General features: G+C 60.5%; 30 protein-coding genes and 1 tRNA gene. 15 read left to right on the top strand and 16 right to left on the bottom strand.

All coding sequences use genetic code 11. The features are described from left to right. Nucleotide 1 precedes the first annotated feature (1 nt). Nucleotides 2–349, bottom strand: a complete 348-nt coding sequence (locus VNX23_RS11885; protein ID WP_325630222.1) for a hypothetical protein — start codon at nucleotides 347–349, stop codon at nucleotides 2–4. A gap of 660 nt (nucleotides 350–1009) precedes the next feature. Here VNX23_RS11885 and VNX23_RS11880 point away from each other — a divergent pair. Together VNX23_RS11880 and VNX23_RS11875 are read left to right on the top strand one after the other, a co-directional pair. Next, complete coding sequence (locus tag VNX23_RS11880; RefSeq protein ID WP_325630220.1) at nucleotides 1010–1252, top strand: hypothetical protein; 243 nt, start codon at nucleotides 1010–1012, stop codon at nucleotides 1250–1252. Nucleotides 1253–1802: 550 nt separating this feature from the next. After that, nucleotides 1803–2138, top strand: coding sequence for a hypothetical protein (locus tag VNX23_RS11875; protein ID WP_325630218.1), 336 nt, complete (start codon nucleotides 1803–1805; stop codon nucleotides 2136–2138). 170 nt (nucleotides 2139–2308) lie between these two features. On the opposite strand, the gene VNX23_RS11870 is transcribed toward VNX23_RS11875, so the two are convergent. The 10 genes from VNX23_RS11870 to VNX23_RS11825 all read right to left on the bottom strand — a co-directional run bounded on the left by VNX23_RS11870 (nucleotide 2309) and on the right by VNX23_RS11825 (nucleotide 8693). Next, complete coding sequence (locus VNX23_RS11870) at nucleotides 2309–2557, bottom strand: hypothetical protein (RefSeq protein WP_325630216.1); 249 nt, start codon at nucleotides 2555–2557, stop codon at nucleotides 2309–2311. Between the two features lie 565 nt (nucleotides 2558–3122). Beyond that, a complete protein-coding gene (locus VNX23_RS11865) occupies nucleotides 3123–4514 on the bottom strand; it encodes an AAA family ATPase (RefSeq protein WP_325630214.1) in 1392 nt (463 codons plus the stop codon). Continuing rightward, nucleotides 4507–4734, bottom strand: a complete 228-nt coding sequence (locus tag VNX23_RS11860; RefSeq protein WP_325630212.1) for a hypothetical protein — start codon at nucleotides 4732–4734, stop codon at nucleotides 4507–4509. Before VNX23_RS11860 ends, VNX23_RS11865 begins: the two co-directional genes overlap by 8 nt. Nucleotides 4735–4738: 4 nt before the next feature. Continuing rightward, complete coding sequence (locus tag VNX23_RS11855) at nucleotides 4739–4906, bottom strand: hypothetical protein (RefSeq protein ID WP_325630210.1); 168 nt, start codon at nucleotides 4904–4906, stop codon at nucleotides 4739–4741. A 25-nt stretch (nucleotides 4907–4931) separates the two neighbouring features. After that, nucleotides 4932–5342, bottom strand: a complete 411-nt coding sequence (locus tag VNX23_RS11850; RefSeq protein WP_325630208.1) for a single-stranded DNA-binding protein — start codon at nucleotides 5340–5342, stop codon at nucleotides 4932–4934. Continuing rightward, nucleotides 5339–6214: a hypothetical protein gene (locus VNX23_RS11845; RefSeq protein ID WP_325630206.1), complete on the bottom strand. Its 876-nt coding sequence runs from the start codon at nucleotides 6212–6214 to the stop codon at nucleotides 5339–5341. Before VNX23_RS11845 ends, VNX23_RS11850 begins: the two co-directional genes overlap by 4 nt. Before the next feature lie 315 nt (nucleotides 6215–6529). Continuing rightward, nucleotides 6530–6602: transfer RNA gene (locus VNX23_RS11840), tRNA-OTHER, on the bottom strand. Between the two features lie 46 nt (nucleotides 6603–6648). After that, nucleotides 6649–6834 (bottom strand): hypothetical protein, encoded by a 186-nt coding sequence (locus tag VNX23_RS11835; protein ID WP_325630204.1) that lies wholly within the window; start codon nucleotides 6832–6834, stop codon nucleotides 6649–6651. A 135-nt stretch (nucleotides 6835–6969) separates the two neighbouring features. Next, nucleotides 6970–7359, bottom strand: coding sequence for a hypothetical protein (locus VNX23_RS11830; RefSeq protein WP_325630203.1), 390 nt, complete (start codon nucleotides 7357–7359; stop codon nucleotides 6970–6972). An 83-nt stretch (nucleotides 7360–7442) separates the two neighbouring features. Continuing rightward, nucleotides 7443–8693, bottom strand: a complete 1251-nt coding sequence (locus VNX23_RS11825) for a tyrosine-type recombinase/integrase (RefSeq protein WP_325630202.1) — start codon at nucleotides 8691–8693, stop codon at nucleotides 7443–7445. 355 nt (nucleotides 8694–9048) lie between these two features. On the opposite strand from VNX23_RS11825, the gene VNX23_RS11820 reads away from it, so the two are divergent. Both VNX23_RS11820 and VNX23_RS11815 read left to right on the top strand, forming a co-directional pair. Continuing rightward, a complete protein-coding gene (locus VNX23_RS11820) occupies nucleotides 9049–9630 on the top strand; it encodes an NADPH-dependent FMN reductase (protein ID WP_325630200.1) in 582 nt (193 codons plus the stop codon). Nucleotides 9631–9702: 72 nt separating this feature from the next. Then, nucleotides 9703–10251, top strand: coding sequence for a carboxymuconolactone decarboxylase family protein (locus VNX23_RS11815; protein WP_325630198.1), 549 nt, complete (start codon nucleotides 9703–9705; stop codon nucleotides 10249–10251). Between the two features lie 37 nt (nucleotides 10252–10288). Here VNX23_RS11815 and htpG read toward each other — a convergent pair whose 3' ends face one another. The 3 genes from htpG to VNX23_RS11800 all read right to left on the bottom strand — a co-directional run bounded on the left by htpG (nucleotide 10289) and on the right by VNX23_RS11800 (nucleotide 14381). Continuing rightward, the gene (htpG, locus tag VNX23_RS11810) at nucleotides 10289–12157 is read right to left on the bottom strand and encodes a molecular chaperone HtpG (RefSeq protein WP_325630196.1); all 1869 of its coding nucleotides are present in this window, start codon (nucleotides 12155–12157) and stop codon (nucleotides 10289–10291) included. A gap of 92 nt (nucleotides 12158–12249) precedes the next feature. Further along, nucleotides 12250–13122, bottom strand: coding sequence for an RNA polymerase sigma factor SigJ (gene sigJ / locus VNX23_RS11805; protein ID WP_325630194.1), 873 nt, complete (start codon nucleotides 13120–13122; stop codon nucleotides 12250–12252). Then, nucleotides 13119–14381, bottom strand: coding sequence for an NAD(P)/FAD-dependent oxidoreductase (locus VNX23_RS11800; protein ID WP_325630192.1), 1263 nt, complete (start codon nucleotides 14379–14381; stop codon nucleotides 13119–13121). Before VNX23_RS11800 ends, sigJ begins: the two co-directional genes overlap by 4 nt. 497 nt (nucleotides 14382–14878) lie before the next feature. Here VNX23_RS11800 and VNX23_RS11795 point away from each other — a divergent pair, with 497 nt between their 5' ends. From VNX23_RS11795 to VNX23_RS11760, 8 genes are all read left to right on the top strand, one after another. After that, on the top strand, nucleotides 14879–15529 hold the full coding sequence (locus tag VNX23_RS11795; protein ID WP_325630190.1) for a cysteine hydrolase: 651 nt from the start codon (nucleotides 14879–14881) through the stop codon (nucleotides 15527–15529). A gap of 39 nt (nucleotides 15530–15568) precedes the next feature. After that, the gene (locus VNX23_RS11790; RefSeq protein WP_325630188.1) at nucleotides 15569–16465 is read left to right on the top strand and encodes a polysaccharide deacetylase family protein; all 897 of its coding nucleotides are present in this window, start codon (nucleotides 15569–15571) and stop codon (nucleotides 16463–16465) included. A 233-nt stretch (nucleotides 16466–16698) separates the two neighbouring features. Continuing rightward, nucleotides 16699–17577, top strand: a complete 879-nt coding sequence (locus VNX23_RS11785) for a polysaccharide deacetylase family protein (protein WP_325630187.1) — start codon at nucleotides 16699–16701, stop codon at nucleotides 17575–17577. A 10-nt stretch (nucleotides 17578–17587) separates the two neighbouring features. Next, entirely contained in the window at nucleotides 17588–18439 is an 852-nt protein-coding gene (locus VNX23_RS11780) for a branched-chain amino acid ABC transporter permease (RefSeq protein ID WP_325630186.1), read from the top strand. A gap of 2 nt (nucleotides 18440–18441) precedes the next feature. Beyond that, nucleotides 18442–19404 (top strand): branched-chain amino acid ABC transporter permease, encoded by a 963-nt coding sequence (locus tag VNX23_RS11775; RefSeq protein WP_325630184.1) that lies wholly within the window; start codon nucleotides 18442–18444, stop codon nucleotides 19402–19404. 166 nt (nucleotides 19405–19570) lie between these two features. After that, nucleotides 19571–20827 (top strand): ABC transporter substrate-binding protein, encoded by a 1257-nt coding sequence (locus VNX23_RS11770; RefSeq protein WP_325630182.1) that lies wholly within the window; start codon nucleotides 19571–19573, stop codon nucleotides 20825–20827. A 58-nt stretch (nucleotides 20828–20885) separates the two neighbouring features. Continuing rightward, a complete protein-coding gene (locus tag VNX23_RS11765; RefSeq protein WP_325630180.1) occupies nucleotides 20886–21641 on the top strand; it encodes an ABC transporter ATP-binding protein in 756 nt (251 codons plus the stop codon). Further along, on the top strand, nucleotides 21634–22338 hold the full coding sequence (locus VNX23_RS11760) for an ABC transporter ATP-binding protein (RefSeq protein ID WP_325630178.1): 705 nt from the start codon (nucleotides 21634–21636) through the stop codon (nucleotides 22336–22338). The genes VNX23_RS11765 and VNX23_RS11760 overlap by 8 nt, the downstream gene beginning before the upstream one ends. Nucleotides 22339–22357: 19 nt before the next feature. On the opposite strand, the gene VNX23_RS11755 is transcribed toward VNX23_RS11760, so the two are convergent. Further along, entirely contained in the window at nucleotides 22358–22792 is a 435-nt protein-coding gene (locus tag VNX23_RS11755; RefSeq protein WP_325630177.1) for a helix-turn-helix domain-containing protein, read from the bottom strand. Nucleotides 22793–22897: 105 nt separating this feature from the next. Between VNX23_RS11755 and VNX23_RS11750 the strand changes: the two genes are divergently transcribed. From VNX23_RS11750 to VNX23_RS11740, 3 genes are all read left to right on the top strand, one after another. Continuing rightward, nucleotides 22898–23884, top strand: coding sequence for a quinone oxidoreductase (locus VNX23_RS11750; protein ID WP_325630175.1), 987 nt, complete (start codon nucleotides 22898–22900; stop codon nucleotides 23882–23884). 231 nt (nucleotides 23885–24115) lie between these two features. Beyond that, nucleotides 24116–25156 (top strand): S1C family serine protease, encoded by a 1041-nt coding sequence (locus VNX23_RS11745; RefSeq protein WP_325630174.1) that lies wholly within the window; start codon nucleotides 24116–24118, stop codon nucleotides 25154–25156. Between the two features lie 108 nt (nucleotides 25157–25264). Continuing rightward, the gene (locus tag VNX23_RS11740) at nucleotides 25265–25699 is read left to right on the top strand and encodes a hypothetical protein (RefSeq protein WP_325630172.1); all 435 of its coding nucleotides are present in this window, start codon (nucleotides 25265–25267) and stop codon (nucleotides 25697–25699) included. Between the two features lie 31 nt (nucleotides 25700–25730). Here the strand turns inward: VNX23_RS11740 and VNX23_RS11735 are convergent, their stop codons facing one another. Next, the gene (locus tag VNX23_RS11735; protein ID WP_325630170.1) at nucleotides 25731–26513 is read right to left on the bottom strand and encodes an alpha/beta hydrolase; all 783 of its coding nucleotides are present in this window, start codon (nucleotides 26511–26513) and stop codon (nucleotides 25731–25733) included. Between the last annotated feature and the right edge of the window lie 147 nt (nucleotides 26514–26660).

The raw sequence follows: 26660 nt of genomic DNA, 5'->3' as shown, positions 1-26660 counted from the left end.
CTTATCCCTCCGGCTCTTCGGCCGCGGCTTTGCTGGCGAGATAGGCCTGCAACGCCGGCACGGTCGGCTTCCGCTTGCTGGCCTTCCCGGCGATCTCGGCGAGAATTCGCCGCGCCTCACTGCTAAGCCGGATCAAGTCGCCCGAATCCACCATCTTGCCGTTCACAATATCGGCCTGCATCAGTTCGGCCGTCAGCGTGAGGCTCGCCGCCGTCTTAATCATCGCCATTTCGGTCTGGCTCAGATCGCCGCCGATCTCTGCCTTGAACGCCTGCACGAGGTCACGAAAGCGCCGCGCCGTTGGGCTGCGGCCATCAATGCCGACGAGCAACTTCGTGCCATTCGTCACGGCGGAACGATTGGTCGTCGAACTACGCGCGATTGGCTTGTGAACGGTTTGCATCCCTCGAAGATTGGGTGAGTCGCGCAATCGCGCAAGTCCCCGCCGTAAAGCGTTACACGCGAGCAACAGCCGCGCCGTCGCGTTGGCATTTTCGGAAATCAATTTCGGAAATTAAAATCGTGATCGACACCCGCCGGCAGCGGACAAGCGCTCGCCGAGCCATGCTTCGCGGCGGAAGCACGCGCGCCGCCTCGCGGGCCGGGCCAGCATGCGTTGGTTTGTGCTGGAGGCTGTGAGATACCCGCCAAGGCCCGAAACGCACCAGCGACCGTTTGCGGGGCGCCCAGTGGCATTTCTCTAGGAAACACGTTTAAGCTGTTTGGCGCTTTGCAGCCGCAGACTGTCAAACCGGCGGACCTCTCAGCGGTGCGGCAGCTTTGCAGCCGCAGACTGTCAAACCGGCGGACCTCTCAGCGGTGCGGCGGGAGTGCCTAAAACTGTCGGCATAATAGGAGCCTTGGTGATGCGTTGCCTCTCGCCGTTTTCGTCACTGTCGTTCGCGGCTATTATGGTGGGCAGCAGCGTTAGAATGAGGGACCTTAGGACCGACTTAAGTGCCCATGTCCGCTTAAGCCCGTCACCAACCCGTGATCGAGGAGGCTAACCATGAAGCATATTCTTCACCTCGTTTGTATCGCTCTGCCGCTTGTGTGCGGCGCAGATATCGCGACGGCGTTTGCCCAGGTGGGGCTGCCGCCCGCCCATGGCCCCGGTAGCCTCTTTTATGGTCAGCCAGAAAAGGGCGGCGACCCTGTGGTACCGACTCAGAAATCCCAACGAAGGCAGAAGAATTCGCAACAAGAGTCGGGTTCCCGCTCGCGCCAAGTACTCCCGAAACAATCCCAATAGACGGCATCTAGCCGCCCATTCGCGCACGCGCCTCTCACTTAAAAAACTTCGACACCCGTGCCGGTGCGGGAGATGCGGTCGGAGGGGGCCCGGTCTTGCTCTTCAATCCGCTACACCTAACCCGCGGTCTACCGACCACCGCTGGCTCTTGTCGGCTGGCCTGTTCGGTTCTGAGAAACAGGAGACACCTCGTCATCATTTGCTCTGAGAAGTTCGAGCAGCTGAAGACAGCTGTGTAGTGTCACTGGGCGTTTCATGTGATCTCCATTTCACCTGATGAGAGCAGAAGGCCCGCCGGAATCGATCCCATGTAAGCTATCATTGTTTCTATCGAACGTTGCTAGCGTCCGATGGACAAACATCATCGCGTAGTCCAGTTAAACGGGACATGAATGCTCGATTAAAGTCCTGTAAGGAAGCTTGACAAGTTCGTGACGCTGCAACCGCACTAGGAGGAGTCATTCCTGTGGGATATGCGGGAGACTAGTCCGCAGTGGATACCTAAGCTAGGGCTTGCAAACTGTCGGCAATATAGCCCTTTGGACTACAGTTGATTCTGGCAACCACTGATTTAGTTGGTATTTTTGCCCGCCATCGAACCGTCACCAAACAACGAAAAGTAGACAGTTGGCTCAACCGACGGGAATTACAGCACCGAAATTCCCGCTGCCAAGCGCAATTTTTCGTCGCGGTTCCACGCGCGAAACGGCAAGGCAATGACGGTGTGGCAAATGCATACAGTGCAGGGCGACATCCGCAGTTGACTGCGAATTTCGAACCGCAACAGCGGCCCGATCCCGCCGCGCTTGAACGAGCACCGCGGGAGCTTTACAGCCAGTTAATCGACTGCAGCGTGCCGCCCGAGGTCGCGCGCGGCTATTTCTAACATCAACCATATGCGCGGGGGAGGAAGAAGAGCGACGCGGCCAGCGGTTCAGATAAGGCTTTAGCGCGCGGCCTGAACGGGCTTCCACGAACGCTACCCCACCCGCCTTAGAGTGGGGTAGCTTCGGATTCAGTCGCCCGAGTGTGAGTCGAGCGGCTTGCCGATGAAACTCAATTAAAGCCGGTCATGCTTCCCCAGCCGCCCATGCCGCCGGACTCCGTCTGGGGCAAAGCGGGCGCCGGTTGGAAGGATGGTTGGATTGGACGGACGCTGATCGGCCCGTTCACCTGATTGTAGGCTCCTCGAAAATGGCTGAGGTGGACCTTGCTGCGGTGGTGGTACGGGGAAGCCGCTGCCATTTGGACCGCCAATCCTGAGATCAGCAGCGCGCCGAAGATGGTGAGTGCAGTGTTTTTCATGGTGGTCTCCGTTGGCTAGACTCTCTTGGAGAAGGCTCGCGCCTCGCTCCGTGGATGATGTCGAGTTTTGATGCGACAACATCAATTGGCTCCAACGTAAGCCGCACGCTCACGAGCGACAGTTGGCCATCTCACATTTCACGAAGACTTGACGGCCATGCCATCTCACATTTCACGAAGACTTGACGGCCATGCGTGGCGGTGCGATCGGCGGGCGTCGACAATTTTTCCGCCGTGTTGGTTTTTGCGCGAAGACGGGTTTTCAGGGCTATCCGGCGGAGGGGCGGAGCGTGCAGCGGAGGAGCCGCCAAGGCGACGGGAGCGAAGCGCGGAGGAGCGGAAGTAGTCCGCCTCCCCCGTAGGGGGTTGTTTCCTTGTTTCCGGCGTTGTTTCCGCGTTGTTTCCGATTGTTCGAGCCTTGTTTATCAGTGGTTTCCGCTCGTTTCCGTTTCATTGTTTCCGGCGATGTTTTTGGCCGTTTGGAAACAATCGAAAAAGGCCCATTTTGCTGGGTTTTTGATAGTCGGAAACAATCCCGAACAAGCGGTTTTATTGGGTTTTTAGCCTAAAGCATCCACTGCAAATCTCCGTCGCAAGCGATGCGATTTGCGGCGACGAGCTCCCGTCGGAACCTGTTGAAAATCGTCGTCGCGCTCTTTTCTTTTCTCTTGATGTCGATCAGACCGCGGGCGTTGCATTCGGCGGCCCAGTGATCGCGATGGGCGGCGCGGCGGCTTCCCGGCAGCATCACGACTTGGTCGCCGGCCAGGACGTTCATGAGCGCGTCCAGCGCCTTTTCCGTCTGCGGGGGCACTTTGCCGGGCCGACGCGTGTCGGTGAGCTCATATTCCCAGCGGTCATCGATCAGCGCGATCTTGACGTCCTGGAAATCGAACCGCGTCGCGGGCGTTCGCTCTCGCGCCTTTTTGAATTGGAGGCAGAACGAAATATCGGTCTCATCGCGCTTCACCACGTCGAGGTGAATGACGGTGTCCATCTGCCATTCGCGGGTTTTGGTGCCGTAGGATCGCGTTTCGTCGTGGCCGGTGTGATGGATCCAGATCTGGCCGACGGCCTGCCGCGTCAGCCATCGTACCCAGGGAAGCGTCTGCTGCCATGGTTCCTCATCTTTCATATCACCGGAAATCAATGACATGATGTTGTCGAAGATGATCAGGTCGATCCCACCGAGGCGCCTGATCAGAGCGCTGATCCAGAGCTGGCCTTCCGCGGTATTGAGTGCCTTAAAATCCGGAATGTCTTCGCTGCTTAAAGCGTGGAAGTTTCCCGGCTTTTGGCCAACTCGGCCAGCTTCGTCGATGATCCTCTGCCGCAAAAGGCGTCGCGACATCTCGCCGTCGATGAAGAGTACTTTCGCCGCGCGCTCATTGTCCCAGTGCAGAAAATTAACGCCGGCGGCAATGCGCATGCCCAAGGCGATGCCGAGATTACTCTTGCCCAATCCCGTCGTTGCCGAGAGGAGGACGCGGCTGGTGGTCGTCAGCCAATGCCCTGATAGAAAATCCGGTTGCGGAAGATCGCGGGCGATCCAATCGTTGATGGTGAGCGGCGGCAACGAAGTGATCTCGATCTGCGGCGGCGCATGATCCGGATCAGCGCCAGCACTTTCCGGGATCTCGATCTGCGGTGGCGGCTCGTCATCATGCCCGTTAGTCGCGCGCGGCTCGTCATCGATCGCGGTCGCTTTGTCGATCTCGTATTCGACCATCTCTTCAGCGAAGCTGTCTGGCTCGTCTGTCAGCCCGTTCGCCTGAGCGATGCCCCATAACTCGCGCTTGACCATCTCTGCGTCCGAGTTGAAGCGACCTTTGCGGAGTAGAATGCCGACGACGCGAACCTGGTCGACGAATGTTTTGAGCTTGTCGCCAGGCTCCGCGAACTCGATGACGGGGCTGATGAATGCGAGCGGACCGGCGGATGGTGCGAGCCTATTCATATTGCCACCTCGCAAAACTTTCCGCGAGAATTTCTTGTACGGCGTCTTGTCCGTGCGTTGCAACTAACCCCTGCGCTGCAGCCACTTCTTGCATTCCGTCGACCGCATCCTGCAACGTCATCAAGCCGGCCGCGCACAACGTTGCACGCGCCTCGCATCGCTCGCGAAAAATTTCGATCGGCGAGGCGTGTTGGTGTTTGATCGGTGCGGCCGCGGTCATCGGACTAAATAGGATCTGGGAATTCTCGGTTGAACCGTTCGAGCAACGCTTTGAGCACTTCTACGTACAGCTCGTCGGCCTTTGCTCGGTCCGATTCATCGAGCGCGGCCTCCTCCTGCGGCGTTTCGAGAAGCGCACGCTTTTCGGATTCCGATAGTGGTTCGATCTTCATTCGTCGGTCTCCTTGTGTGTGGTGGTCAGAACGGAATCGAATCGTCGAGATCCGGATCGGTTGCGGTGCTGGTGGTGGTGGTGGGTTGGTCGTGCGATGCCGTCGCCTTCGCCTTCGGCTTTCGCTCTTTCGGCGGCTGACGAACCGCTAAAACATGATCGACGAAAATCGTGCGGCTGACCTTCGTTTGACCGTCGTTTGCGGTGTAGACTTCGAGCTTCAATCCGCCCTGGATCGCCACGCGCTCGCCAACGGCGAGGCGCAACAGCTCGGCGCTCGCGGTGTCGCCGAACGCGAGCACGCTCCAAAAATCCGACGTGGTGTTGTCGGCCGCCGCGGCCTTGATCGTGGTGGTGACGTAGCGCTTGCCGCTCTGCGAGGTGCGCTGTTGCGGTTCGCGAAAGATGCTGCCGCTGATCAGGATGGCGACACTCATCGCGCGCCCCATTGTTCAAGAACGTCCTTGAGCGATTCTTGCTCCACCTTGTTGACGACTTCACAGCGTTGCCATGCCACGGGCTCAATCAACCCTATGATCGCCTGTTCAACGCAATCGCGGAGATAGTTCGGGTCCATTGCGTCGAGCTCCCAACAGTGACGCCCATGGTTGGCGACGAACCACTTGTAACGCGGGTCTTTCTTTTTATCGGCTGCCTGGAACGACTGCAGTCCCTCCAGTTGTTCGACGGTGAGGGCAATCCGCGTCAGCTTGATGTGATCGCCGTCATACTTTTCGAATCGTGCGGGCAGATCCTCCTCGGACATAAACATTCCGCTCGGATCGAAGTCACCGACATAGAGCACGATCAGCGGGCGACCGTCGTCATCCTCAGCAATGTTATGGGCTGCTGTGGCGCTGCTGAATCCATGCACTGGAAAGAAGCCGACGGCATAGTCATCGAGCACGGGCGCAAGCACGCCGCGCACCGTGCCCTTCTCGGACCAAACCTGTACTCGATGGGGCTGCTGGTCCCAGAAATCGCGGCGATAGGATCGAGCTACGCAGCGGGCGTACTCGTCGGGGTCAGCCCATGTTGGCACACGCTCGATGGCGCGGGTCTCATCAACGATCCACTCCCACGGAATCTGCCCGCGCTCGCGCGCCTCTTTCAGCAGGCGGTACACGCGCTGCATTTCAGATTTCGCCATTGATGCGATGAGGCCTTGGGTGAACAGCTTGTAACCGACGCCGCGACCTGTGATCGGCTGCGCAGCTTTGGCGATGACGCTCATCGCCTCGATCAGATCGAGGGACCGCTGCGCCATGCCGCGACCCTTTTTGGAACAGGTTTCAAAATGCTCGGTCATGCTCGCCCCCCTTGGCAAAATTGGAGCCATCGCGCGCGCCGAATCGGCCGGCCCGGTTTGCGCTCAACGATGGCGATGACAAAACAATCCAGCCCGCCGCCTTCAGCCAAATCCGCGGGCGTGAATTCGCCCGGAAACGGAAGGCGGGCTCGAATGGCGGCGCCGGGATGCCGCCTGAAATATGCGAAGTCGTCTTCGGCGGTGTTGTCGGGCGCGAAGGTCGGGGGAATATGCTGCATAGCCTTGCCCTCCGGGGGCTGTTCGGCTACATACAGCGCGTCTGCCAAGACTGACTGATCTAGCCTTATGAGAGTGTGGTGAGGCGGAGGGGGCTCGAACCCCTCGGGCGCGCTGATTTGTTGGATCTACGCCCGCAACCTGCCGCCTCTCGTAAAAATGCGAACGCCGCCCATGAAAGGGCGGCGTTTGTACGATCAGGCGGCTTCTGGCGCGGTCGGCTTCCTGTACTTGCGCTCGATTTTCAGCTCGGCCGGTGGTAGTCCGGCGACGTACCGCTCGAGCGATTCGACGACTATGAGCAAGTTGCGCCCGGACTTTTTTGCCTGAATCTGGCCCGTCGCGATGAGCATGTCGATTTTGGAAACGCCCTCGCCAAGCATGGCGGCGGCGTCATGTCGACGGACTGTGATTGCTTTCAGTGGTGAGTCGAACGTCATCGGGTGATTCTCCAGCTGGTGGAGACACCCAACACCTGTTCGCGAATTCCTTCACTGACATAAAATCGCGGGAAAATGTCAGTCGGTTTTTGGACCCATCTTCAAACGATCTCGAAGATCCTTGGCGAGGGTTTGTTCCCATTCCTGCTTATCACGAAGAACCTGTCGATCTTGGACGTTTCCGAATTGTCGACCTACTTCCTGCGCGGTTGGTTCCGACTTAGGTTTTGGCTTCACGTCTTCCGCCATGCGCCGATCGTACTCGGACACGCGGAAGATCTTTTGCATCATTTTCTCGAAATCCCTGTTGGCCTTAAGTTCCAGCCGAAAAGCGTCGATCGGGGGATCGGTGGGTGGCGAAAGCAGGTCTGCCAACGAGTGTCGGGCATAAGGCACCATCGGAACGTCGACGTTTCGCAGCAACCCTATTAGCGGTTTGACATCGGGAAAGGCAGCGATGGCGTTCATCCAAAGGCTTTCTGGGTTGGGCGCCCAATGATACGTCACGTGCCCGCTGAACGACCAGGGTCCGTCCGGAATGAGGGACTTTGTCATGACGCCGGCCGCATTGGCAGGATCTTGCCCGTCGACGGAGACCGGTTCGCATACTGCGACCATGCATCCATCAACTTGCGGCGCTTCTCCAAGAGATCGCCGCGCTGATAGGCCGCCTCAGTCTTGTCCTTGAGGGTATGCGCCAGCGCGGCCTCAGCGATCTCGCGCGGAAAGTTGGTCTGTTCGGCGCACCAGTCGCGGAACGAGCTGCGGAATCCATGCGGCGTTATATCGTCGCGCTTCATCCTCCTGCGGAGCAACTGCGTGAACGCCATCGGTGAAAGTGGGCGGGAACCGTCGCCAAAAACATATTCGCCGTTGCGGTTCACGGCCTTGATAACGGCAATGGCCCGGTCGCTTAGGGGAACGCGGTGCTCCTTGCCGCCCTTCATTCGGTTCGCGGGGACCGTCCAGGTCTTCGCGGTTTGGTCGATCTCTGCCCATCGGGCGCCCATCACCTCGTTCGTTCGCGCCGCGGTCAGGATGGCGAATTCCAACCCTCGCGCCTCAGCGCCCTTCTGCGCCCGCAGCGCGGCCATGAACTCGCCGATTCTCTCGTAAGGAAGTGCCGCATAGTGCGCGGTTGATCCAGTGCGCGCCCGCTTGGCCTCCTTGGCCGCGGCAACTGACGAATAAATATGATCGAGATGCCCGCGCCACCGAGCCGGATTCTCGCCGTCGCGTAGCCCGCGCGCCTTGGCCCAATTGAGCACCGCCTCGATCCGGCCGCGCACCCGGTTCGCTGTCTCCGGTTTGTCTTTCCAGATTGCATCAAGAATTTTGGTGACATCGGCGGTGTTGATATCGCGAACCGGTTTGGATCCGACGAACGGCGAGCAAAAGGTTTTCACCGAGTCGCACCACTGGCCGGCGTGCACGGCGCTGGTCCAGGTGTCTTCCTTTGCCTTGATGACTTCGGCCGCGGCCTGATCGAAGGTCATCAGGTCGAGTTTAGGGGCCACCAGGGCGCGGCGCGCATCGATCGGGTCTATGCCGTCAAGACGCCGCTTGCGCTGCTCACGGGCCCGCTCACGGGCTTCTGAGAGGCTTAGGATGTCGACACTGCCCAACCCCATGTCGCGCAATCGACCGCCGACGCGATAGCGAAATATCCAGGATCGATTGAGCCGCTTGCCGTCCTTGGCCGGGGTGACATGCAAGTAGAGACAGCCGCCATCGGCATACATGCCGGGCTTGGCGTTCTTGACTTTGAGAGGGGAGAGTTGGCGCTCAAGCTTGATCGGCATGGCCTTGATCCCTTCCTTGAACCCATACTTGCATATCGGGTTTTATCGGGTGATGCCAGGCGATGTCAAGACGCTAATTCCAGAAAGCCTTTATATTTTCGGGGTTTCTTGGGTGTCGTCGGGTGACAGCAAAACGGTAGTTCAAGACGACCCATCCTAATGCAGTGCCATGCCCCAAGCCAACATCCGCCGAACAACCGGCCCCCGGCCGCTCATCCAGCCCCACCTTTATCGGTTGGTTTTTCCGACCATCCCATACGGATAATGCCGGATTGTCGAACAAGCTTCAAAGCCTTAACCCCTTGGCCAGAGGCGCGCGATGCGCCGTTTGACTTCAATCAACGGGGAATAACCCATGATCGACGTAGCCATCATCCTCGGCAGTACCCGACCGGGTCGCCGCGCCGAACCCATTGCGAGGTGGATTCACACTATCGCCGACAAGCGCGGCGATGCGAGGTTTGAACTGGTCGACATTGCGGAATTCAGGTTGCCGTTCCTCGATGAACCGACCCCCGGCATGATGCAAAAATACACCCAGCCGCATACCCGCAAGTGGGCTGCAAAGATCGATGCCTTCGACGCCTTCGTTTTCGTGACGCCCGAATATAATCACGGGATTTCGGCATCGTTGAAGAATGCCATCGATTTCCTCTACCGGGAATGGAACAACAAGGCGGCAGGTTTCGTCGGTTATGGAGGCGGCGAGGGTGCCCGCGGAGTCGAACAGCTGCGCCTCGTCATGGCCGAAATGCAGGTCGCGACAGTGCGCGCGCAAGTCGGGCTCTCCCTGTTCACGGATTTCGAGAATTTTCACGCGTTCAAGCCGGCGCCCGGTCGCGAAGCCGCCGTAACCTCGATGCTCGATCAGCTCATCGCATGGGGTGGAGCGCTGAAGGCTGTGCGGGAGAGACAGAAGGAGTTGGCGATGGCCTGACAGCGCGGCCAGCGACCTTTCATGCACACATCGACCGGATTGAGCCCATCCTGCAAAAGAGGAAATATCGATATGCCAAGGTTGAATTCAGTCGATCCGGACGGCGCTACCGGCAAGACAAAAGAACTTCTGGATGTGGTCCGGCAAAGGACGGGCCGCATTCCCAACATGGTGCGGCTGATGGCGAATTCTCCGGCGGCTCTCGGTGGATATCTCAATCTTGCCACCGCGCTCGCCGGCTCAACGCTCTCCGCAGAGGTGCGCGACTCGGTCGCGATCCTGGTCGCAACCGACGGCGAGTCGGATTACACGCTTGCTGCCGTCTCGGCGCTCGCGCGAAAAGGCGGACTCAGCGATGACGACATCGAAAGGGCCCAACGGGCACAGGCCAGAGACCCAAGAACGGTTGCAGCGCTTCGCTTTTCCGAAAATCTTCTCGAGAAACGCGGGCACGTTTCACCATCCGAACTGGACACGCTTATGGAAGCAGGTTTCACCGACGGCGAAGTCGCCGAGATCGTCGCTACCGTCGTCCTGAATATCTATCGAAACTACTTCAATCTCGTGGCCAAACCCGACATTGATTTTCCGGTCGCGAACCGCAGCGCAGCGATCGGCTAGTTTTCGCCATTGAACAGCCGCGGCCACCTTTGATCTCTCACGGCTGGGCCTTGGCGAGGCCCTTCGCCACCAGCCGATTGAGTCGGCTGGCGAAGGCGGCCGGATCGTCGGGCAGTTCGCCATCAAGGATTTGCGCCTGCTCCAGCAGCAGGAAGGAGAGATCGGCGGCGGCCTCGCCGGCCTGCGGGAGGCTTGCAACCAGGGGATGGCGGAGGTTGATTTCGAGAATTGGCTTAGTGCCGACGCCACGATTGGCCCGCGCCAGCAACCGCTCCAGTTCGCGGTCGGGGCCGTGGCTGCCGGCGACAAGACACGAGGCGCTGGCGGTGAGCCGCTGCGAGAGGCGCACGTCGGAGACGCGATCGCCGAGGTGGGACTTGATCACCGCGATGACCATCGCTTCATCGGCATCCGGTCTGCTCTCTTCCTTCTTGTGTTCATCCAGAAGCGGAATGAGGCCGAAGTCGACATCGCCCTGGCTCAGCGACTTCAGCGGTTTGCCCTCAAAATCGAGCGGCGCCGAGGTCCAGAACGCGTCGACGGGATCGGTCAGGAGCAAAACCTCGATGCCGCGGGCGGCTGCCGATTCCAGCTTGGGATTGGACTTCAGCCGTTCGATGCTGTCGCCGACCAGGAAATAGATTTCGGTCTGATTGGGCTTCAGATCCGCGACATATTGCTTGAGCGAACGTTTTTCGCCTGACGTTGTGGTGAACCTCGACAAGGCCAAAAGCTTTTCGCGCCGCTCGAAATCCTCATAGATGCCTTCCTTGATCACGAGGCCAAAGGCATCCCAGATCTTGCCAAAATTCTCCGGCTGCTTCTCGGCCAGCGTTTCCATCTCGCCGATCACGCGGCCGGTAACAGCCTTTCGTATCTGCACCAGCTGCGGATTGTTCTGCAGCATCTCGCGCGAAATATTGAGCGGCAAATCTTCGCTGTCGATGACGCCGCGCATGAACCGAAGATAGCCGGGCAAGAGATCGGCGTCGTCGGTGATGAATACCCGACGCACGTAAAGCTTCACCTTCCCCTTGCGCTCGGGATCGAACAGGTCGAACGGCTTGGTGGAAGGTGCAAACAGCAACACCGCGTAGGAATAGCGCCCTTCGGCGCGATAATGCAGGGTCATCGCCGGCTCGTCGAACGCGCCTGCGATCGACTTGTAGGCCTGCGCGTAGTCTTCCGCCTTGAGCTCTGATTTCGGCCGCTGCCAGAGCGCGCTCGCCGAATTGATCTGCCGCGCTTCGCCTTCCTCCGCGACGAGTTCGATTGGAAACTGGATGTTGTCGGAATAGGATCGGACGACGCGCTCGATTTCAAAGGCTTCCAGATATTTCGCCGCGTCTGCCTTGAGATGCAGGACGATGCTGGTGCCGCGCGCGGGCGCAGCTTCCGCGCCAGCCGGCGCAATCTCAAAGCCGGAGCCGCCCGAGGATGACCATGTCGAGGCCTCTTGCGCGCCCGCCCTTCGGCTGGTGACGACAATGCGGTCGGCGACCATGAAGGCCGAATAAAAGCCGACACCGAATTGACCGATCAGGCCTGCGCCGTCCTTTGCCTCCTTCATGCGGGCAAGGAAAGACCTAGTTCCGGAGCGGGCGATGGTCCCGAGATTGTCGATCAATTCCTGGCGGTCCATGCCGATGCCGTTATCGGCGATTGTCAGCGTGCCGTCCTTCTTGTTCGGGATGATGCGAATGTTCGGTGCCTCGCCGTCGCCCATCAGCGCGGGATTGGCGATCGCCTCATAGCGCAGCTTGTCGCAGGCGTCGGAGGCGTTCGAAATCAGTTCGCGCAGGAAAATATCGGTTTCCGAATAGACCGAATGCACCATCAGGTGCAGAAGTTCGGAAACCTCGGCTTGAAATGGCTGCGTTTCGACGGTGGGTTCGGCAGTCGTCATCTTCTCGGCTCACGGGAAATGGAAAGCCTCGATATAGCGAGCCGGGCTCTAAGATCAAGCTTCCGTGATGGGCGCCGTAACGCCGAAAATCCTCAGACCGGCAACGGCCCGCTTGCGGCGGCGATCCCGCCGAGCTTGTCAGGGTTCGAGATGCCGTAGACCGAATAGATGCGCTCGCCATCGGTCTCGACCAGAATGGCGACGATCGGCTGGCCGCCCACCTTCAACACCAGGCCCGGCTCGCCGTTGAGCTCGACCACCTCAGCGCTTGCATCGGCAGGCAAGGTTCTGGTCACCGCGGCCAGGAACTGCGCAACCGCGATATTGCCGATCACCGGCTTCTTCAGCGCCAGCGCCTTGCCGCCGCCGTCGCCATGGAGCACGACGTTTTCGTCGAGCAATGCGACCAGCCCCGCTGTATTGCCGCCGCGCGCAGCTTCCGCAAAGCTTCGCAACAACGCGCGATGACGGTCGCGGTTGATCGCAAAACGCGGCCGCTGCTCTCGCATGTGTTCGCGCGCCCGACTGAAAATCTTGCGGCAAGCCGCGGCATCGCGCCCGACCACCGGCGCAATCTCCTCGAAGGTTAGGTCGAAAGCGTTGTGCAGCACGAACACCACGCGCTCAAGCGGCGACAGCCGCTCCAGCACCACGAGCATCGCGAAGGAAACGTCTTCGGCGCGAATGGCGGGCGCATCTTCTGTCACCAGAGGCTCCGGCAGCCATTCCCCGACATAGGTTTCACGTCGGGCCTTTTGGTCGCGCAGGCGATTGAGGCTGAGGCGGGCGGTGATTGTCGCAAGATAGGCTTTCAACGAACGGACCGCATCCTTCGGCTCGGCATCGTGCAGGCGCACGAAGGCGTCATGCACGATCTCCTCGGCGTCCGCGCGGTTGCCGGTGATCCGGTAAGCCAGCGCGAACATTGCAGGCCGCAACTCGGCAAAGGCCTGGTCCAGGCTCAAGCCGAATGGCCCGCCAGAACGGTCCGCACCCGTCGTACTGCTTCGTTCGCTTCGTGCCATGATACGCGCCGCCGTCCGAACCAGAAGAAGAAACCGGGCATCCTACGCTCGAGTTTGAGCGCATAGGAGATGAACCACACGAAAAAATTCCGGATGACCCGCGCCGTTCCCCCGGTGACGATGAACCAGGTTGGCTTGTCGTCAGGATAGCTGAAAAATCCCACGCCGCCTCGGCCGATGGCGATACCCTGGCCATAGGTCGAAAAGCTGAACGGATCGCTTTTGCGTCCACTCCCCCGCGTCAGGATCGCATCGGCAACATAGGCGCCCGTCGACAGCGCCACGAATGCGGATATTCGATAAGGGGCTCCGGTCGGGGCCATGGGATGGGCGGCGTCTCCGATCGCGAAAATATGCGGGTGCGAAATCGACCGCAGATTGGGATCGACCCAGATGCGCCCCTGCGGATCGCTAGAAACGCCCGCGTTGCTCGCGATGGGTGCCGAGCGCAGGCCGGCGGACCAGACGCAGATGTCGAATGCGAGCGTTTTCCCGCCTGTCGTCACGAGCTCCGCGGAACGCACCTCGGTGACCGTCTCATGGTCGATCATTCTGACATCAAGACGAGCCAGCTGGTCGCGTATGGCGTTTTCGACACCCGGTCCCTTGAAGTCACCGCAGCGGGACGAACTCACCATGGTCACTTCGGTGTTCGGCCATGCGGTCTTGATTTCGCCGGCGACCTCGACCGAGGTCTCGTTGCCGCCGACCGTGATTACGCGAATCGGCCGACTGCCGTTCTCTTTCAACCTGGCGCGGAGCGCTTGAGGAGAACGTGGCCCCTCGACAGCTTCCAGGCGATAGGCGTGCTCGGCGACGCCCGGCACGCTCTCCACGTCGGTGCGCGTACCAAGCGCGTAGATGGCCTCATTGAACGCGATCTCCTGCTCTCGGCCGTCCAACACGATGCCGACGCGGCGCCGGTTTGGGTCAAGCGATGCGACAAGGCCGCAAATGAACTCGACCCTGGTGCCGGCAAGAAGCATGGAAATCGACGGGATGCGCCGCTCGACTTCGGAGATAATGCTCTCTTGCAGCCTGACGCGTTCCAGAAATTGATCGGATCCATTGATGAGGGCGATGCGCAGGGTCTGCCTTTTTCGCCCCAGGCGGAATGCGGCCATCAGTCCCGCATAGCCGCCTCCCAGAATGACCACGTCATATCTGCGGACATCATCGCTTGTAACCATTGTACTCATGACACTCTCCTGCACGGGCCTTTGCATACAAGACACGCGAGGTGAGCGGAGCGTGACATCGCGGGCCGGAAAATTTCGGCCAGGGGGCGTGACGAGTTGTCGTGGTTCGCGATTTGGGTTCCGGCTCGTTGCTGTCAACGATCGGCCGGTTGCAATTTCCCGCGCTGATCCTCGGCCCTTTCGCTCAAGGCCCTGATCAACGACGTCTTGATGCTCGAGACGTGTTCGCGCATCAGCATCTCCGCGCGCCAGGGCTCCTGCGCGAGGATCGCCTCTGGACTCGCGGCGAAATTGAAGCGAATGTCAAATCCACCCCACTAGTGCGGTGAATTTGAAGTTCCTATCAGTGTTGCTGCAATCTCATCATAGGAACTTCAAATTCAAAGCCGCACTAGAATCAATAAGTTGCCAGAGCTCCTTTGATTCCGAAGTTCGCATCAGAGATCGCCGCGATAGCCTGCGAACTTCGGAATCGGAGCTCTAGTATGAGGAAAGCCATGAATCTTGGTGTCGATCGTCCCAAGGCCGCCGTCCTGGCCATTGACCTGCATCGCGGTCATCTCGACATGGCGGTCGCCACCATGCCGACTGCGCCCGATGTCGCCACCCGCGTCATCGCTGCCAACAAGCGGCTGTTTGACTGGTGCCGCGGCGTCGGCATTCCGGTGATTCATCTGGTGACATCATATCGCGACGTCGAGGAAATCCGCGCCAATCCGTTCTGGCGAACGCTGGCGGAGGATTCGACCGCGACGCGCAAGAACGCGATGCGGCACAATATCATCGGCGGCCCCGGCTGCACGGTGATGCCGCAACTGCTCCACGCCAGCGACTTCGTCGTCAACACCAAAAAACGCTATGACTGCTTCCTCGCAACCGATCTCGATTTTCTCCTGCGATCGCATGGTGTCAACACGCTTCTGATCACGGGCGTGAATACCAATTCCTGCGTGCTCGCCACCACCACGGCCGCAAATGTCCGCGACTATGCGGTTATCGTGGTCGAAGACTGCGTCGACAGCATGGACGGTCCGCAATTGCATGCGGCGGGGTTGGCCTGCATCCGCACCGCGTTCGGCTTCGTGATGAATACTGACGCCGTCATGGGATTGGAGGCGCTTTCCCCGCGTCGACCCAGCGTGGCGTAAACAAACGTTGTTCTCAACCGAGCAGAAAGAATATCCGACATGACCGGCTCGCCCCCGATGATCCCGCGCGAACGCTGCGAATATTCCGCCATCGTCGATCGTCCGCCCCTCAAACTGCCGGGCGGCGCCCGCATGGTGGTCTGGACCATCGTCAATCTGGAAGTCTGGGACATCTCCAAGCCGATGGCGCGGCAGGTTCTGCCGGCGCCGACCGGCGTCCCGCTTCTGCCTGACGTGCCGAACTGGAGCTGGCATGAATACGGCATGCGGGTAGGCGTGTGGCGGTTCTTCGATCTCTACAAGCGGCTCGCCATCGCACCGACGCTCTCGATCAACGCGCGCGTCTGCGAGGACTATCCGCGTGTGGCGCAACAGGCCAGGGATCAGGGGTGGGAGTTCATGGGCCATGCCTACGAACAGGGGCCGATACACAAGGAGAGCGATCAGAAGGCGATGATCCAGCGTTCGATGCAGGTGATCGAAAAATTCACCGGCAAGCGCCCGGTGGGCTGGCTCGGACCTGGCCTGACCCAGACCTTCGATACCCCGGAATTTCTTGCCGAGGCTGGCGTCAAATATATCGGCGACTGGGTCTATGATGACGAGCCGACCGTGATCCGCACGGCCAAGGGCCCGCTGGTGACCTTGCCCTATACCGTGGAGCTCAACGACATTCCGATGATGCTGGTGCAGCACCACGAAAGCGACCATCTGCTCAAGCGCACCATCGATTCCTTCGACCGCCTCTACGCCGAGAGCAAGGACCGACCGAAGATCATGTCGATCGCGATCCACCCCTACATCAGCGGTCAGCCGTTCCGGATCAAATATCTCGAAGCGATCTATGACTACGTCAACAAGCATGAGGGCGTGGTGCACTGGAACGGCGAACAGATTCTCGATTGGTATCAGGAGCAGGCCGGCAACGCCGGATAGACGTCATGAGCGAGTATATCGACGGACTGCCGCTTCATCTCACCATCGTGCCACCAGTGCGGCGAATTTGAAGTTCCTATCAATGTCACCGCAATCCCGTTATAGGAACTTCAAATTCAAAAAGCCGCTACTGGACCAAATATTTGCTGGAGCTCCTTTGATTCCGAAGTTCGCATCAGGGGTTGCTGCGATAGCTTTGCGAACTTCGGAATCGGAGCTCTAGAGAATTTAGCATGCTGCCTACCGAACGGATCAGCTATTCACCGATCACTGAACGCCCCAGGCTGAAGTTGCCCGACGGCAAACGCATCGCTTTATGGGTGATCGTCAATGTCGAGGAGTGGGAGGCGAAACTCCCGATGCCGCGCACCGTGCTCACCCCACCGGCCGGCGGCTCGCCGTCGCCCGACATTCCGAACTGGGCCTGGCATGAATACGGCAACCGCGTCGGCTTCTGGCGCCTGCTCAAGCTATTCGATGAGTTCAGGATTCCCGGCGTGCTCGCCATCAACGGCTCGGCATTGGCCGCTTATCCCGCGATCGTCGAGGCGGCGAAAGCGCGTCGTTGGGAGTTCATGGGTCACGGCTTCACGCAGCGCAACATGCAGAAGGTGGAGAACGAGCGCGAAGACATCCGCAAGACCGCCGATGTGATCGAGGCAGCGACCGGAAGACGTCCGCGTGGCTGGCTCGGCCCCGGACTCACCGAGACCTGGGAAACGCCCGACCTTCTGAAGCAGGAAGGTTATGAATATGTCGCCGACTGGGTTCTGGACGACCAGCCGGTGTGGCTGAAGACCACGACCTCGCCGATCGTCAACATTCCCTATACGCAGGAATGCAACGACGTCGCCATGATGTTGATCCAGCATCACAAGGCATCGGAATATTACGACCGCGCCATCGACCAGTTCGAACAGATCTACGCCGATGCCGCCGATTCCGCGCGCGTCATGGCGCTCGTGGTGCATCCCTACATCATGGGCGCTCCGCACCGCACCAGATATTTCCGTCGCGTCTTCGAGGTGATCCGGCAGAAATCCGACGTCGCCTTCATGACCGGGGAACAGATTCTCGATTGGTATCTGTCGACCGGACCGAAGGCGACCTAGAGAGCACCGAGTGAGCACCTTCCAGCTTCTCAACGGCCTGACCTTCGCTGGGCTCCTGTTCGTGGTGGCGAGCGGCTTCACGTTGATCTTTGGATTGCTGCGCATCGTCAATCTGGCGCATGGCGCGCTCTATCTGCTCGGCGGCTATATCGGCTTTGCGGTTGCGAGCAGGACCGGCAGTTTTGCGCTCGGCGGCCTGGGCGCGATGGCGGCAATCGCGGCAATCGGCTTTGTGCTCGACCAGGGCCTGTTGCGTTTCGTTCGCGGCCACGAGCTGCGCCAGGTTTTGCTGACACTGGGTTTCGCCTTCATTCTCGACGATCTGGCGCTGGTGATCTGGGGCGGCGACAGTTTTACGGTGCCGATTCCGCAAGTCTTGCGCGGCGGCGTGCGCGTGTTTGGCGTGTTTTATCCGATCTACCGGTTGTTCGTGCTGGCGATGGGGATCATCGTGTTCGCAGGCCTGTGGGCGCTTCTCAATCACACGCGGTTAGGCGCGCTGATCCGCGCCGGCGTTGACGATGCCGAGATGGTGGAAGCCTCCGGCGTCAATATCCGCCGCGTGTTCCTGGTCACCTTCCTGCTCGGCTCGGCGCTGGCGGGGTTGGGAGGCCTGATGGGCGGCGCCTTCCTGTCGCTTTATCCTTCGGCCGACGCCGAAATCCTGGTGTTCAGCCTTGCGGTCGTCATCATCGGCGGTCGCGGCAGCCTGATCGGCGTCGGCGTCGGCAGCCTTCTGGTCGGCCTTCTCAATACGCTGGGGCAGGTGATGTTTCCTGAACTCGCCTATTTCGTGATCTTCGGCCCGATGGCGGTCCTGCTCGCATTTCGGCCGCTCGGCCTGTTTGGACGGGCGGCATAAGCATGACGCAAGCCGTGCCGCAACCGACCAGGATCGCCGGCATGACCGGCCGATCTGCCATTGCGGTGCTCGCCGTGCTCGCGGTCGCGGCCGCGCTGCCCTTGATGCTTTCAAACTATCAGGTCGGGCTCGCCACCGAGATGCTGATCTTCGGCGTGCTCGCCATGTCGATCGATATTCTCGCCGGTTTTGCCGGCCGCACCTCGCTTGGCCACGGCGCCATCTTCGGCGTCTCCGGCTATGTCGTCGTCTATGCCTCCGCGCAAGCGGGACTCGCGCCCGTGGTCGCTTTCGTGCTCGGGGTGATGGCCGCAACCCTGGTCGCGGTGATCTTTGGCACGATCGCGGTGCGCACCTCGGGCGTCTATTTTCTTCTGCTGACGCTCGCGCTTGGCATGATCGTCTGGGGGATTTGCTTGCGCTGGACTCAGATAACCGGCGGCGAGAACGGCTTGCGCGGCGACGTGCGGCCGGCCTTTCTGGTGTCGCACCGCGCCTTCTACTGGGCGGTGCTGGCGGTTGCGACAGTCGTGAGCTACGCGATGTGGCGTTTCGTCCGCTCACCGTTCGGCCTGACGCTGCTCGGCATCCGCGACAGCGAAAGCCGGATGCGCAGCCTTGGCTATAATGTCTCGCTGCACCTCTTTATCGGCTTTGTGGTTTCCGGCTTCTTTGCCGGAGTGGCCGGCGCGCTCTACGCGATGTTCAACAATTTTGTCAGCCCTTCGACGGTGGCGCTGGCGCAATCGGTCGAGGGCGTACTGATGATGATTGCCGGTGGGGTCGGCACGCTGTTCGGCGGCTTTGTCGGCGCGGCTGCGATCATCGCGCTTGAAAACGCGGTGAGCGCTTATACCGAGCGTTGGCAGACGGTCCTCGGCGTTACTTTCATCCTGATCATGATTTTCGCCCCCGAGGGCATCATCGGCACGCTGCGCGCGACGCTTACGCGCAAGGGGCGCTAGGACATGACCCGAAAAGAGTGGGAACCGGTTTTTCCTCGCGACAAACGCAAAGCGCGTTTGTGCGGAGATCATGCTTCGACCAAGCATGATCCGAAAAAGTGGGGACCGGTTTTTCGAAAAGATCATGCTTCGACAGTGACAATCTTTTCCGTGAAAGGACATTGAAATGGACCGCAGGCACTTCCTCAAAAATTCCGCTGCCTTCGCCGCGACAGGGGTTGCCGCCGCACCCTGGAAACGCGCGTTCGCGCAATCGGGCCCAATCAAGATCGGCCTGCTGGCTCCGCTCACGGGCGTCGTGGCCTCTGGCGGCAAGGAAATGGTCGAGGGCGTTCAGTTCTACCTCGATTCCGCAAAGGGCGAGATCGCCGGCCGCAAGGTGGAACTGGTGATCGAGGACGATGCGTCCAATCCCGACACGGCGCTGCAGAAGGCGCGCCGCCTGGTCGAACAGGGCAATTGCCACATGCTGATCGGAGATCTGCTCGCCAATACCGGCCTTGCGGTCGCCAACTACGTCAAGGGAACGGGCACGCCGTATTTCATCCCGATCATCGCGGCCGACGACCTGACCCAGCGCCAGCGCATCAGAAACGTGATCCGGGTCGCCGGCTATTCGGCAAGCGCCTTCACCCATCCATTCGGTGATTGGGCCCGCAAACAGGGATACAGGAAGATCGCGACCATCAGCGAGGATTACACCTTCGGCCATGAGCAGTGCGGTGGCCTTGCCCAGGTGTTCGCCGAAGGCAGCGGCGAAATCGTGCAGCAGTTCTGGCATCCGCTGAACACGGCGGACTTCAGCCCCTATCTGGGCCAGCTCGCGGACCTCAAGGTGGACGCGATCTTTGCCATGGAAACCGGCGCCGATGCGACGCGTTTCATCCAGCAATATGCAAGCTTCGGGCTGAAGGGAAAAATCCCGTTGCTCGGCGCGATGAACGCCACCGACCAGTCGGTGATCCGCACATTGGGCGAGGAGTGCGAGGGCATCATCGCGGCCGCTCACTTCGCCGAGGGATCGGACAATCCGGTGACGCAGAAATTCGTCAAGGACTATGAAGCCAAATACGGCAAGATCCCCTCGCTTTACGGCTTCTCGATGTATTCGGGGATCATGTGGGTGGCGCAGGCGATCGAAAAGCTCGGCGGCAAGGTCGAGGACCGCGATCTTTTGATCGACACCGTGCTCAAGACCGAGCTCACCGGCTCGCCGCTCGGCAAGACCGTAAAGCTCGACGCTTACGGCAACCCGATCTACGACGTCCAGATTCGAAAAGTGGTCAAACGCGCCGATGGCAAATACTGGAACGTGCCGATCGCGAGCTATCCGAACGTGTCGCAGTTTTGGACCTACGATCCCGAGACCTACATGAAGCAGCCGCCTTATTCGCGGACCTTCCAGGGATTTAAGAAAGCCTGATCAGGTGTTGGCGGGACGCGGCTGCTGCCGTGTCCCGCTTCTAACTGCGGAAATTGCCGTGTCCGAGCCGATCCTGACACTTTCCGATGTGGTCGTTGCGTTCGACGCACTTCGCGCGGTCGACGGCGTCAGCCTCACCGTGCCGCGCGGCCAGCGTCGCGCCATCATCGGTCCCAACGGCGCCGGCAAGACCACGCTGTTCAACGCCATTGCCGGAATTCTGCCGCCGACCGCCGGCCGGATCGCATTCGACGGTCACGACGTCACGCGCCTGCCACCCTACAAGCGCGCCCGGCTTGGCGTGTCCCGCACCTTCCAGATCACCAATCTGTTTCCGCGGTTGAGCGTCACGGACAACATGGTGCTGGCCTTGCGCGGACGATCGCGGCGCAAGTTTTCGCTGTTTGGCACGCCGGACGTGGATTCGACTGAGGCACCGCAAATTGAGGCTGCGCTTGAAGCAGTGCGGATCGCCGCGCGTGCGGACGTCATGGTGAAGGATCTCTCCTACGGCGAGCAGCGTCAGCTCGAGATCGCATTGTCGCTCGTGACCTCGCCGCGGCTGTTGCTGCTCGATGAGCCGGCGGCCGGGCTCTCGCCGTCCGAGCGTTCGATGGTTGCGGGAATCATCCGATCGCTCGACCGCGACATCACCGTGGTGCTGATCGAGCATGACATGGATCTCGCGCTCGGGCTGGTCGATCTCGTCACCTGCATGTTCGAGGGCCGTGTCCTGGTCGAGCAGTCGCCCGACGACATCCGCCGCAACAAGCAGGTGCAGGAAGTCTATCTGGGGCGTCCGCGTCATGCTTGAGGTTCGTGACCTGCACTCGGGTTATGGAGACGCGCATGTGATCCGCGGCGTCTCGCTTGACGTGGCAGCTGGCGAAGTCGTCGGTGTGCTCGGGCGCAACGGCATGGGCAAGACTACCCTCATTCGTTCCATCATGGGGCTGGCGCCGCCACAAATTCGCGCAGGCTCGATCAGTTGGCGCGGCGAGAGTTTGATCGGTCTGCGGCCGCATGACATCGCCGCGCGCAAGATTGCGATCGTGCCGCAAGGCCGGCGCCTGTTTCCGTCGCTGACCGTGACCGAGCATCTGACCATGCTGAAGGCTGCGCGGGCGAGGAGCGGGTGGACCGTGGAGCGCGTGTTCGCCCTGTTTCCAAGGCTTGCCGAACGGCGCAATCACCGCGGTGGACAATTGTCCGGCGGCGAGCGCGGGATGCTCGCGGTCGGCCGCGCGCTGATGGTTGATCCGCAATTGATCCTGATGGATGAACCCTCGGAAGGCCTTGCCCCGGTCATGGTGCAGCATTTGGAGGGGATCGTGCTTGATCTCAAGCGCGAGGGCCTGTCGATCCTGCTGGTCGAGCAAAACCTCTATAGCGCGCTTGCGGTTGCGGATCGCCTCTATGTTCTGGAAACCGGCCGGGTCGTGCATCAAGGCGATGCGGCGACGCTTGCGCGAGAGACCAAGCTTTTGTTTCAGCACCTCGGCGTGCAGTAAGGGCGCTTCTCTCCTCGCTTCAAATTGTCTGCTGCCGTTGCGCGCTGGAATCGCTTTCCTGCCTTGCGCCCGCTTCCCTGTTCCGCGGCGGCGGCTTGATCGAGCAATCCGCCAGCCGATCGATTTCATCCAGCTCGACCGCGTGGTGGCGGCCCCATTCGCACAACGCCGAGAGCACCGGCTCGAAGCTCAGGCCGAGCGGCGTGGCGCTGTATTCAACGCGGGGAGGGACCTCGCGAAAGATTTCGCGATGAACGATGCCGTGCTCTTCCATTTCCCGCAGCTGCTGGATCAGCATTTTCTGGCTGACATCCGGCAGCAAGCGCTGCAACTCGGACAGACGCTGCGGTCCGCCGAACAGATGATAAAGAATGATGGCCTTCCAGCGCCCCGAGATCACTTTGAGCGCGCGCTCCGCAGGCAATAGCGGCAGGCGTTTTACGGGGTCGGCCATACTTACCTCCTGGTCTGTATCACACAGATTAGTCGGTACGACTCGCTCTCGCCAATACTCTAGACAGGCGGCTCCCTGAAATGTCGTCAATTAGGAGCTCGCCCGATGAAAGCCGTCCAGATCAGCCGCTTCGGCGGCCCCGAAGTCCTCAAGCTCGTGGAACTGCCGACGCCGGTGCCAGGAACCGGCCAATTGCTCGTGCGCATTCGTGCCAGTGGGATCAATTTGGCCGACGCACTGACGCGTCAGGACCGTTACGCGGTAACGCCGCCGCTACCTGCGATACTTGGCGCTGAGGCCGCAGGCGTCGTCGAGGCGATTGGCGGCAACGTTCACGGATTTGCGATCGGCCAGCGCGTGGCGGTGCCGTTGTTCGCGGCCAACAGCCTCGGCGCCTATGCCGAATATGTCGCGATCGACGCCGCTCTCGCCGTGCCGTTGCCCGACGTCATATCCTTTGAACAAGCGGCTGCGCTTCAGATCCAGGGGCTTACGGCGCTTTATTTGACGCGGCAGGCATCGCCAAAAGGCAAGATCGTTCTCATCAATGCCGCGGCCGGCGGCGTCGGATCGATCCTGGTGCAGCTCGCCAGACGCGCCGGCGCGCGAAAGGTGATCGCGGGCGCGAGCTCGTCGGACAAGCTCGACTTTGCCCGCTCGCTTGGGGCCGATGCCGGCGTCAACTATACGAGGCCCGACTGGACCGAAGAGCTGCGGCGCGTCACCGACGGTAACGGACCGGACATCATCTATGAGTCCGTCGGTGGCGATGTCACCGGCGCAAGCCTCACCGCGCTGGCGCCATTAGGGCAAATCGTCATCTACGGCGCGCTCAACATCCAGAGCTTCCAATTGGGGGTAGGCGAGCTTCTCGGCCTTATCTTCAAGAACCAGTCATTGACCGGATTCGCCTTCCAGCCGTTGCTCACTCCCGAGAGTCTTCGATCCGGCCTTGCCGAATTGTTCGATCTCGTGCTCAGGGGCGAACTTGTCGCGACGGTCGACGGAAAATACCCTCTGGCGGAAGCCTCAAAGGCCCACACCGCCCTGGAAGGACGCGGAACGAGGGGTAAACTCATCCTCACGCCGTGACGAGCCGTCCAATAAAATTATGATCATCATTTCATAAACCATGGAATGATGATCATAATTCATTTCATTTAATGATGATCGTAATTTAATCGTTCGGAACTCTCGCTTAAAATCGTTCCCATCCGGCGGATTAGTTCCCTCCTGGCGTCTCTCGTGTCCGCACGGTGGCCCAAACCGCTCTCTTGCAGCGACGGCCTGGAACCACCATCTGAGACGGCAAGGAAAATGACCATGCTGGATTTCATCGACGATACGTCAGACGAATTCGCCTCATCGCAGCCGAGCCCCGCGGCGCCGGGAAGCGATGCAGCACACCCGGGCGATCAAGCCCTCCTCGATGCCTATTCCAATGCGGTCATCGACGTGACCGAACGCGTCGGGCCCGCGGTGGTGCGGGTCGAAACCGGCTCCAGGGAGACCAGTTTGCGTGGGCGCGGTGGCCTCGGTTCGGGCATCGTCATCTCGCCTGATGGACTTGTCCTTACCAACAGCCATGTCGTCGGATCGTCACGGCAAATCAGGCTCCGAGACACCGAAGGCGCCGTCACGGATGCGCGCGTGCTCGGGGTCGATCTCGATACCGATCTTGCGTTGTTGCGCGCCGACGGCGCACGCGACCTGCGCTATGCCTTGCTCGGCAACTCCAAGAATCTGCGCCGCGGCCAACTCGTGGTCGCGATTGGTAACCCTCTCGGCTTCGAATCGACAGTCACCGCCGGCGTGGTGTCCGCGCTTGGCCGCTCGATCCGCTCGGTGAGCGGGCGGACGATCGAAGACGTCATTCAGACCGACGCCGCGCTTAATCCCGGAAATTCCGGTGGGCCGCTGGTGTCGTCAAGCGCCGAGGTGATCGGCATCAATACGGCGATCATCAGCGGAGCCCAGGGCATTTGCTTTGCGGTCGCCAGCAACACCGCGCAATTCGTGCTCTCGGAGATCATCCGCCACGGTTATGTCCGGCGCGCCTATATCGGTGTTGCCGGGCAAACGGCGCCTGTCCCGAGAAGGCACGCGGTGGTCGCCGGCGTCGACAACAAGATGGGCGCTCTTTTGGCGCAGGTCGAGCCGGATGGTCCGGCGGCTCGCGCCGGACTTTTGCCCGGTGACGTCGTGATCAAGCTCGATGGCGTCGAGATCAACGGCGTTGACGACCTGATCCGAGTTCTCGATCGCGACCGGATCGGACGCACGCTCGAAATGGATGTGCTGCGGCTCGGCCGGCGGCGCGCGATCGCCATCCATCCGATCGAGCGGAAGACGGTGCGACGGTAGCATCCCACGCGGGGATTTTCCTCCCGCACCGCTACACCCTCTCCCCTTGCGGGAGAGGGTGGCGAGCATCGTGTGATGCGAGCCGGGTGAGGGGTCTCTCCGCAGGAAATGACCCCTCATCCGGCGCGGACTGTCCGCGCCACCTTCTCCCGCAAGGGGAGAAGGGAAAAGCTGGAGGTTATCAAGCCTCACATACCGCCCCCGCCTGCGGGTTTCCGATCTGGATCCACGTTCATCGGAGGAGGCCACGCCGAACCGGAAGATCTGGGATCGCTGACGCCAGTGCTGTTTTGGATCCTCTTCTTGTTCTTCTCGATTTCCGCGCTGTTGTTCGGCGCGGCCTTGACCGATGTGTGCATCGGCGTCATTGCCAGCGCCACGGAGCAGGCGAACAGCGTCAAAAATCGGATCGCAGATTTGATCATGCGTCGCTCCTGCGGTGATTGCAGTAACCCAATGCTGATGCCCTGCGGTGGTACGCTGCGCCATTACAAACGTTACAGCGGAAATCGCTCCGGTTTGCGCCTTTCACGCAGATTTTAGCGCGCGCCTCTGCATTTTTGTCGGCTTTTCATTACGGCTGCAACGCCGCCAACAACTCGTCCGGCTGTTCGACCATCATCATGTGGCCGGCGCCCTTGAGCACGATGGTGCGGGCATTTGGTGTTGCGGCGGCGAGCGCCTTGCCGGCTTTGGCAGGCGTCATCATGTCGCGCTCGCCGAGGATCAAGGTCACGGGCACCTTGACTTGCGCCGCGGCGGCAAGCGCATTGTGGTACGAATTGCAGGCGGCAAGATCATTATAGAGCACGCCGGCAGCGCATCGCTGCAACATGCGCTGGGCGCCTTGATGCATCCAAAGCCCCGGTGCGAGGCTGCCGCCGAGTTCGGCCGCAAAACCGAGACCCCAGATCGACACCATGTCGATGGCCGCGACGTCATTGGCCTCGGCCGCCTTCAAGAGATCAGGTCCGACCGTCATGACAGCGGCGGTTCCGATCAGGCCTAAGGCCGATACTTTGTCCGGATACCGCGCCGCGGTCTCGAGCGCGATCAGCGAGCCCATGGAATGTCCGATCAGCCTGGCTTGCTTCGCGCCAGCCGAATCAAGCAATGCGGCGGTCCAGTCCGCCATGGCGGCGATGGTCGGCAGCGGCTTGCCCCCCGAGCGGCCATGGCCGGGCAGGTCGGGCGCCAGCACGCCAAGACCGTGATGAGCGAACCAGCGGCTGTGCAGCGCCCAGACCGAATGATCGAAGCCCGCGCCGTGCAGGAACACGACAGCCGGCAGCGATTCGTCGAAGGATTTGCCGCCGGTTGCGACGAAAACCTCAACGCCGTTCACTGAAAGCTGCATGGTGTGTCTAGAACCTATCTCAAAATTGCGGTGCCGAGTCGATCGGCTATAAAGGGCAGATGATTCGGCTGACGGACGAGCAGTGGGAGCGCATCCGGAAACACTTTCCGGAAGAGCACATTGCTGATGGACGGCCTGGCCGGAAAC

The organism is Bradyrhizobium sp. (genome assembly GCF_035570375.1).
GTDB lineage: Bacteria > Pseudomonadota > Alphaproteobacteria > Rhizobiales > Xanthobacteraceae > Bradyrhizobium.
The sequence above is the reverse complement of the archived record's forward strand: the minus strand, read 5'-3'. Positions and strand labels throughout refer to the sequence as shown.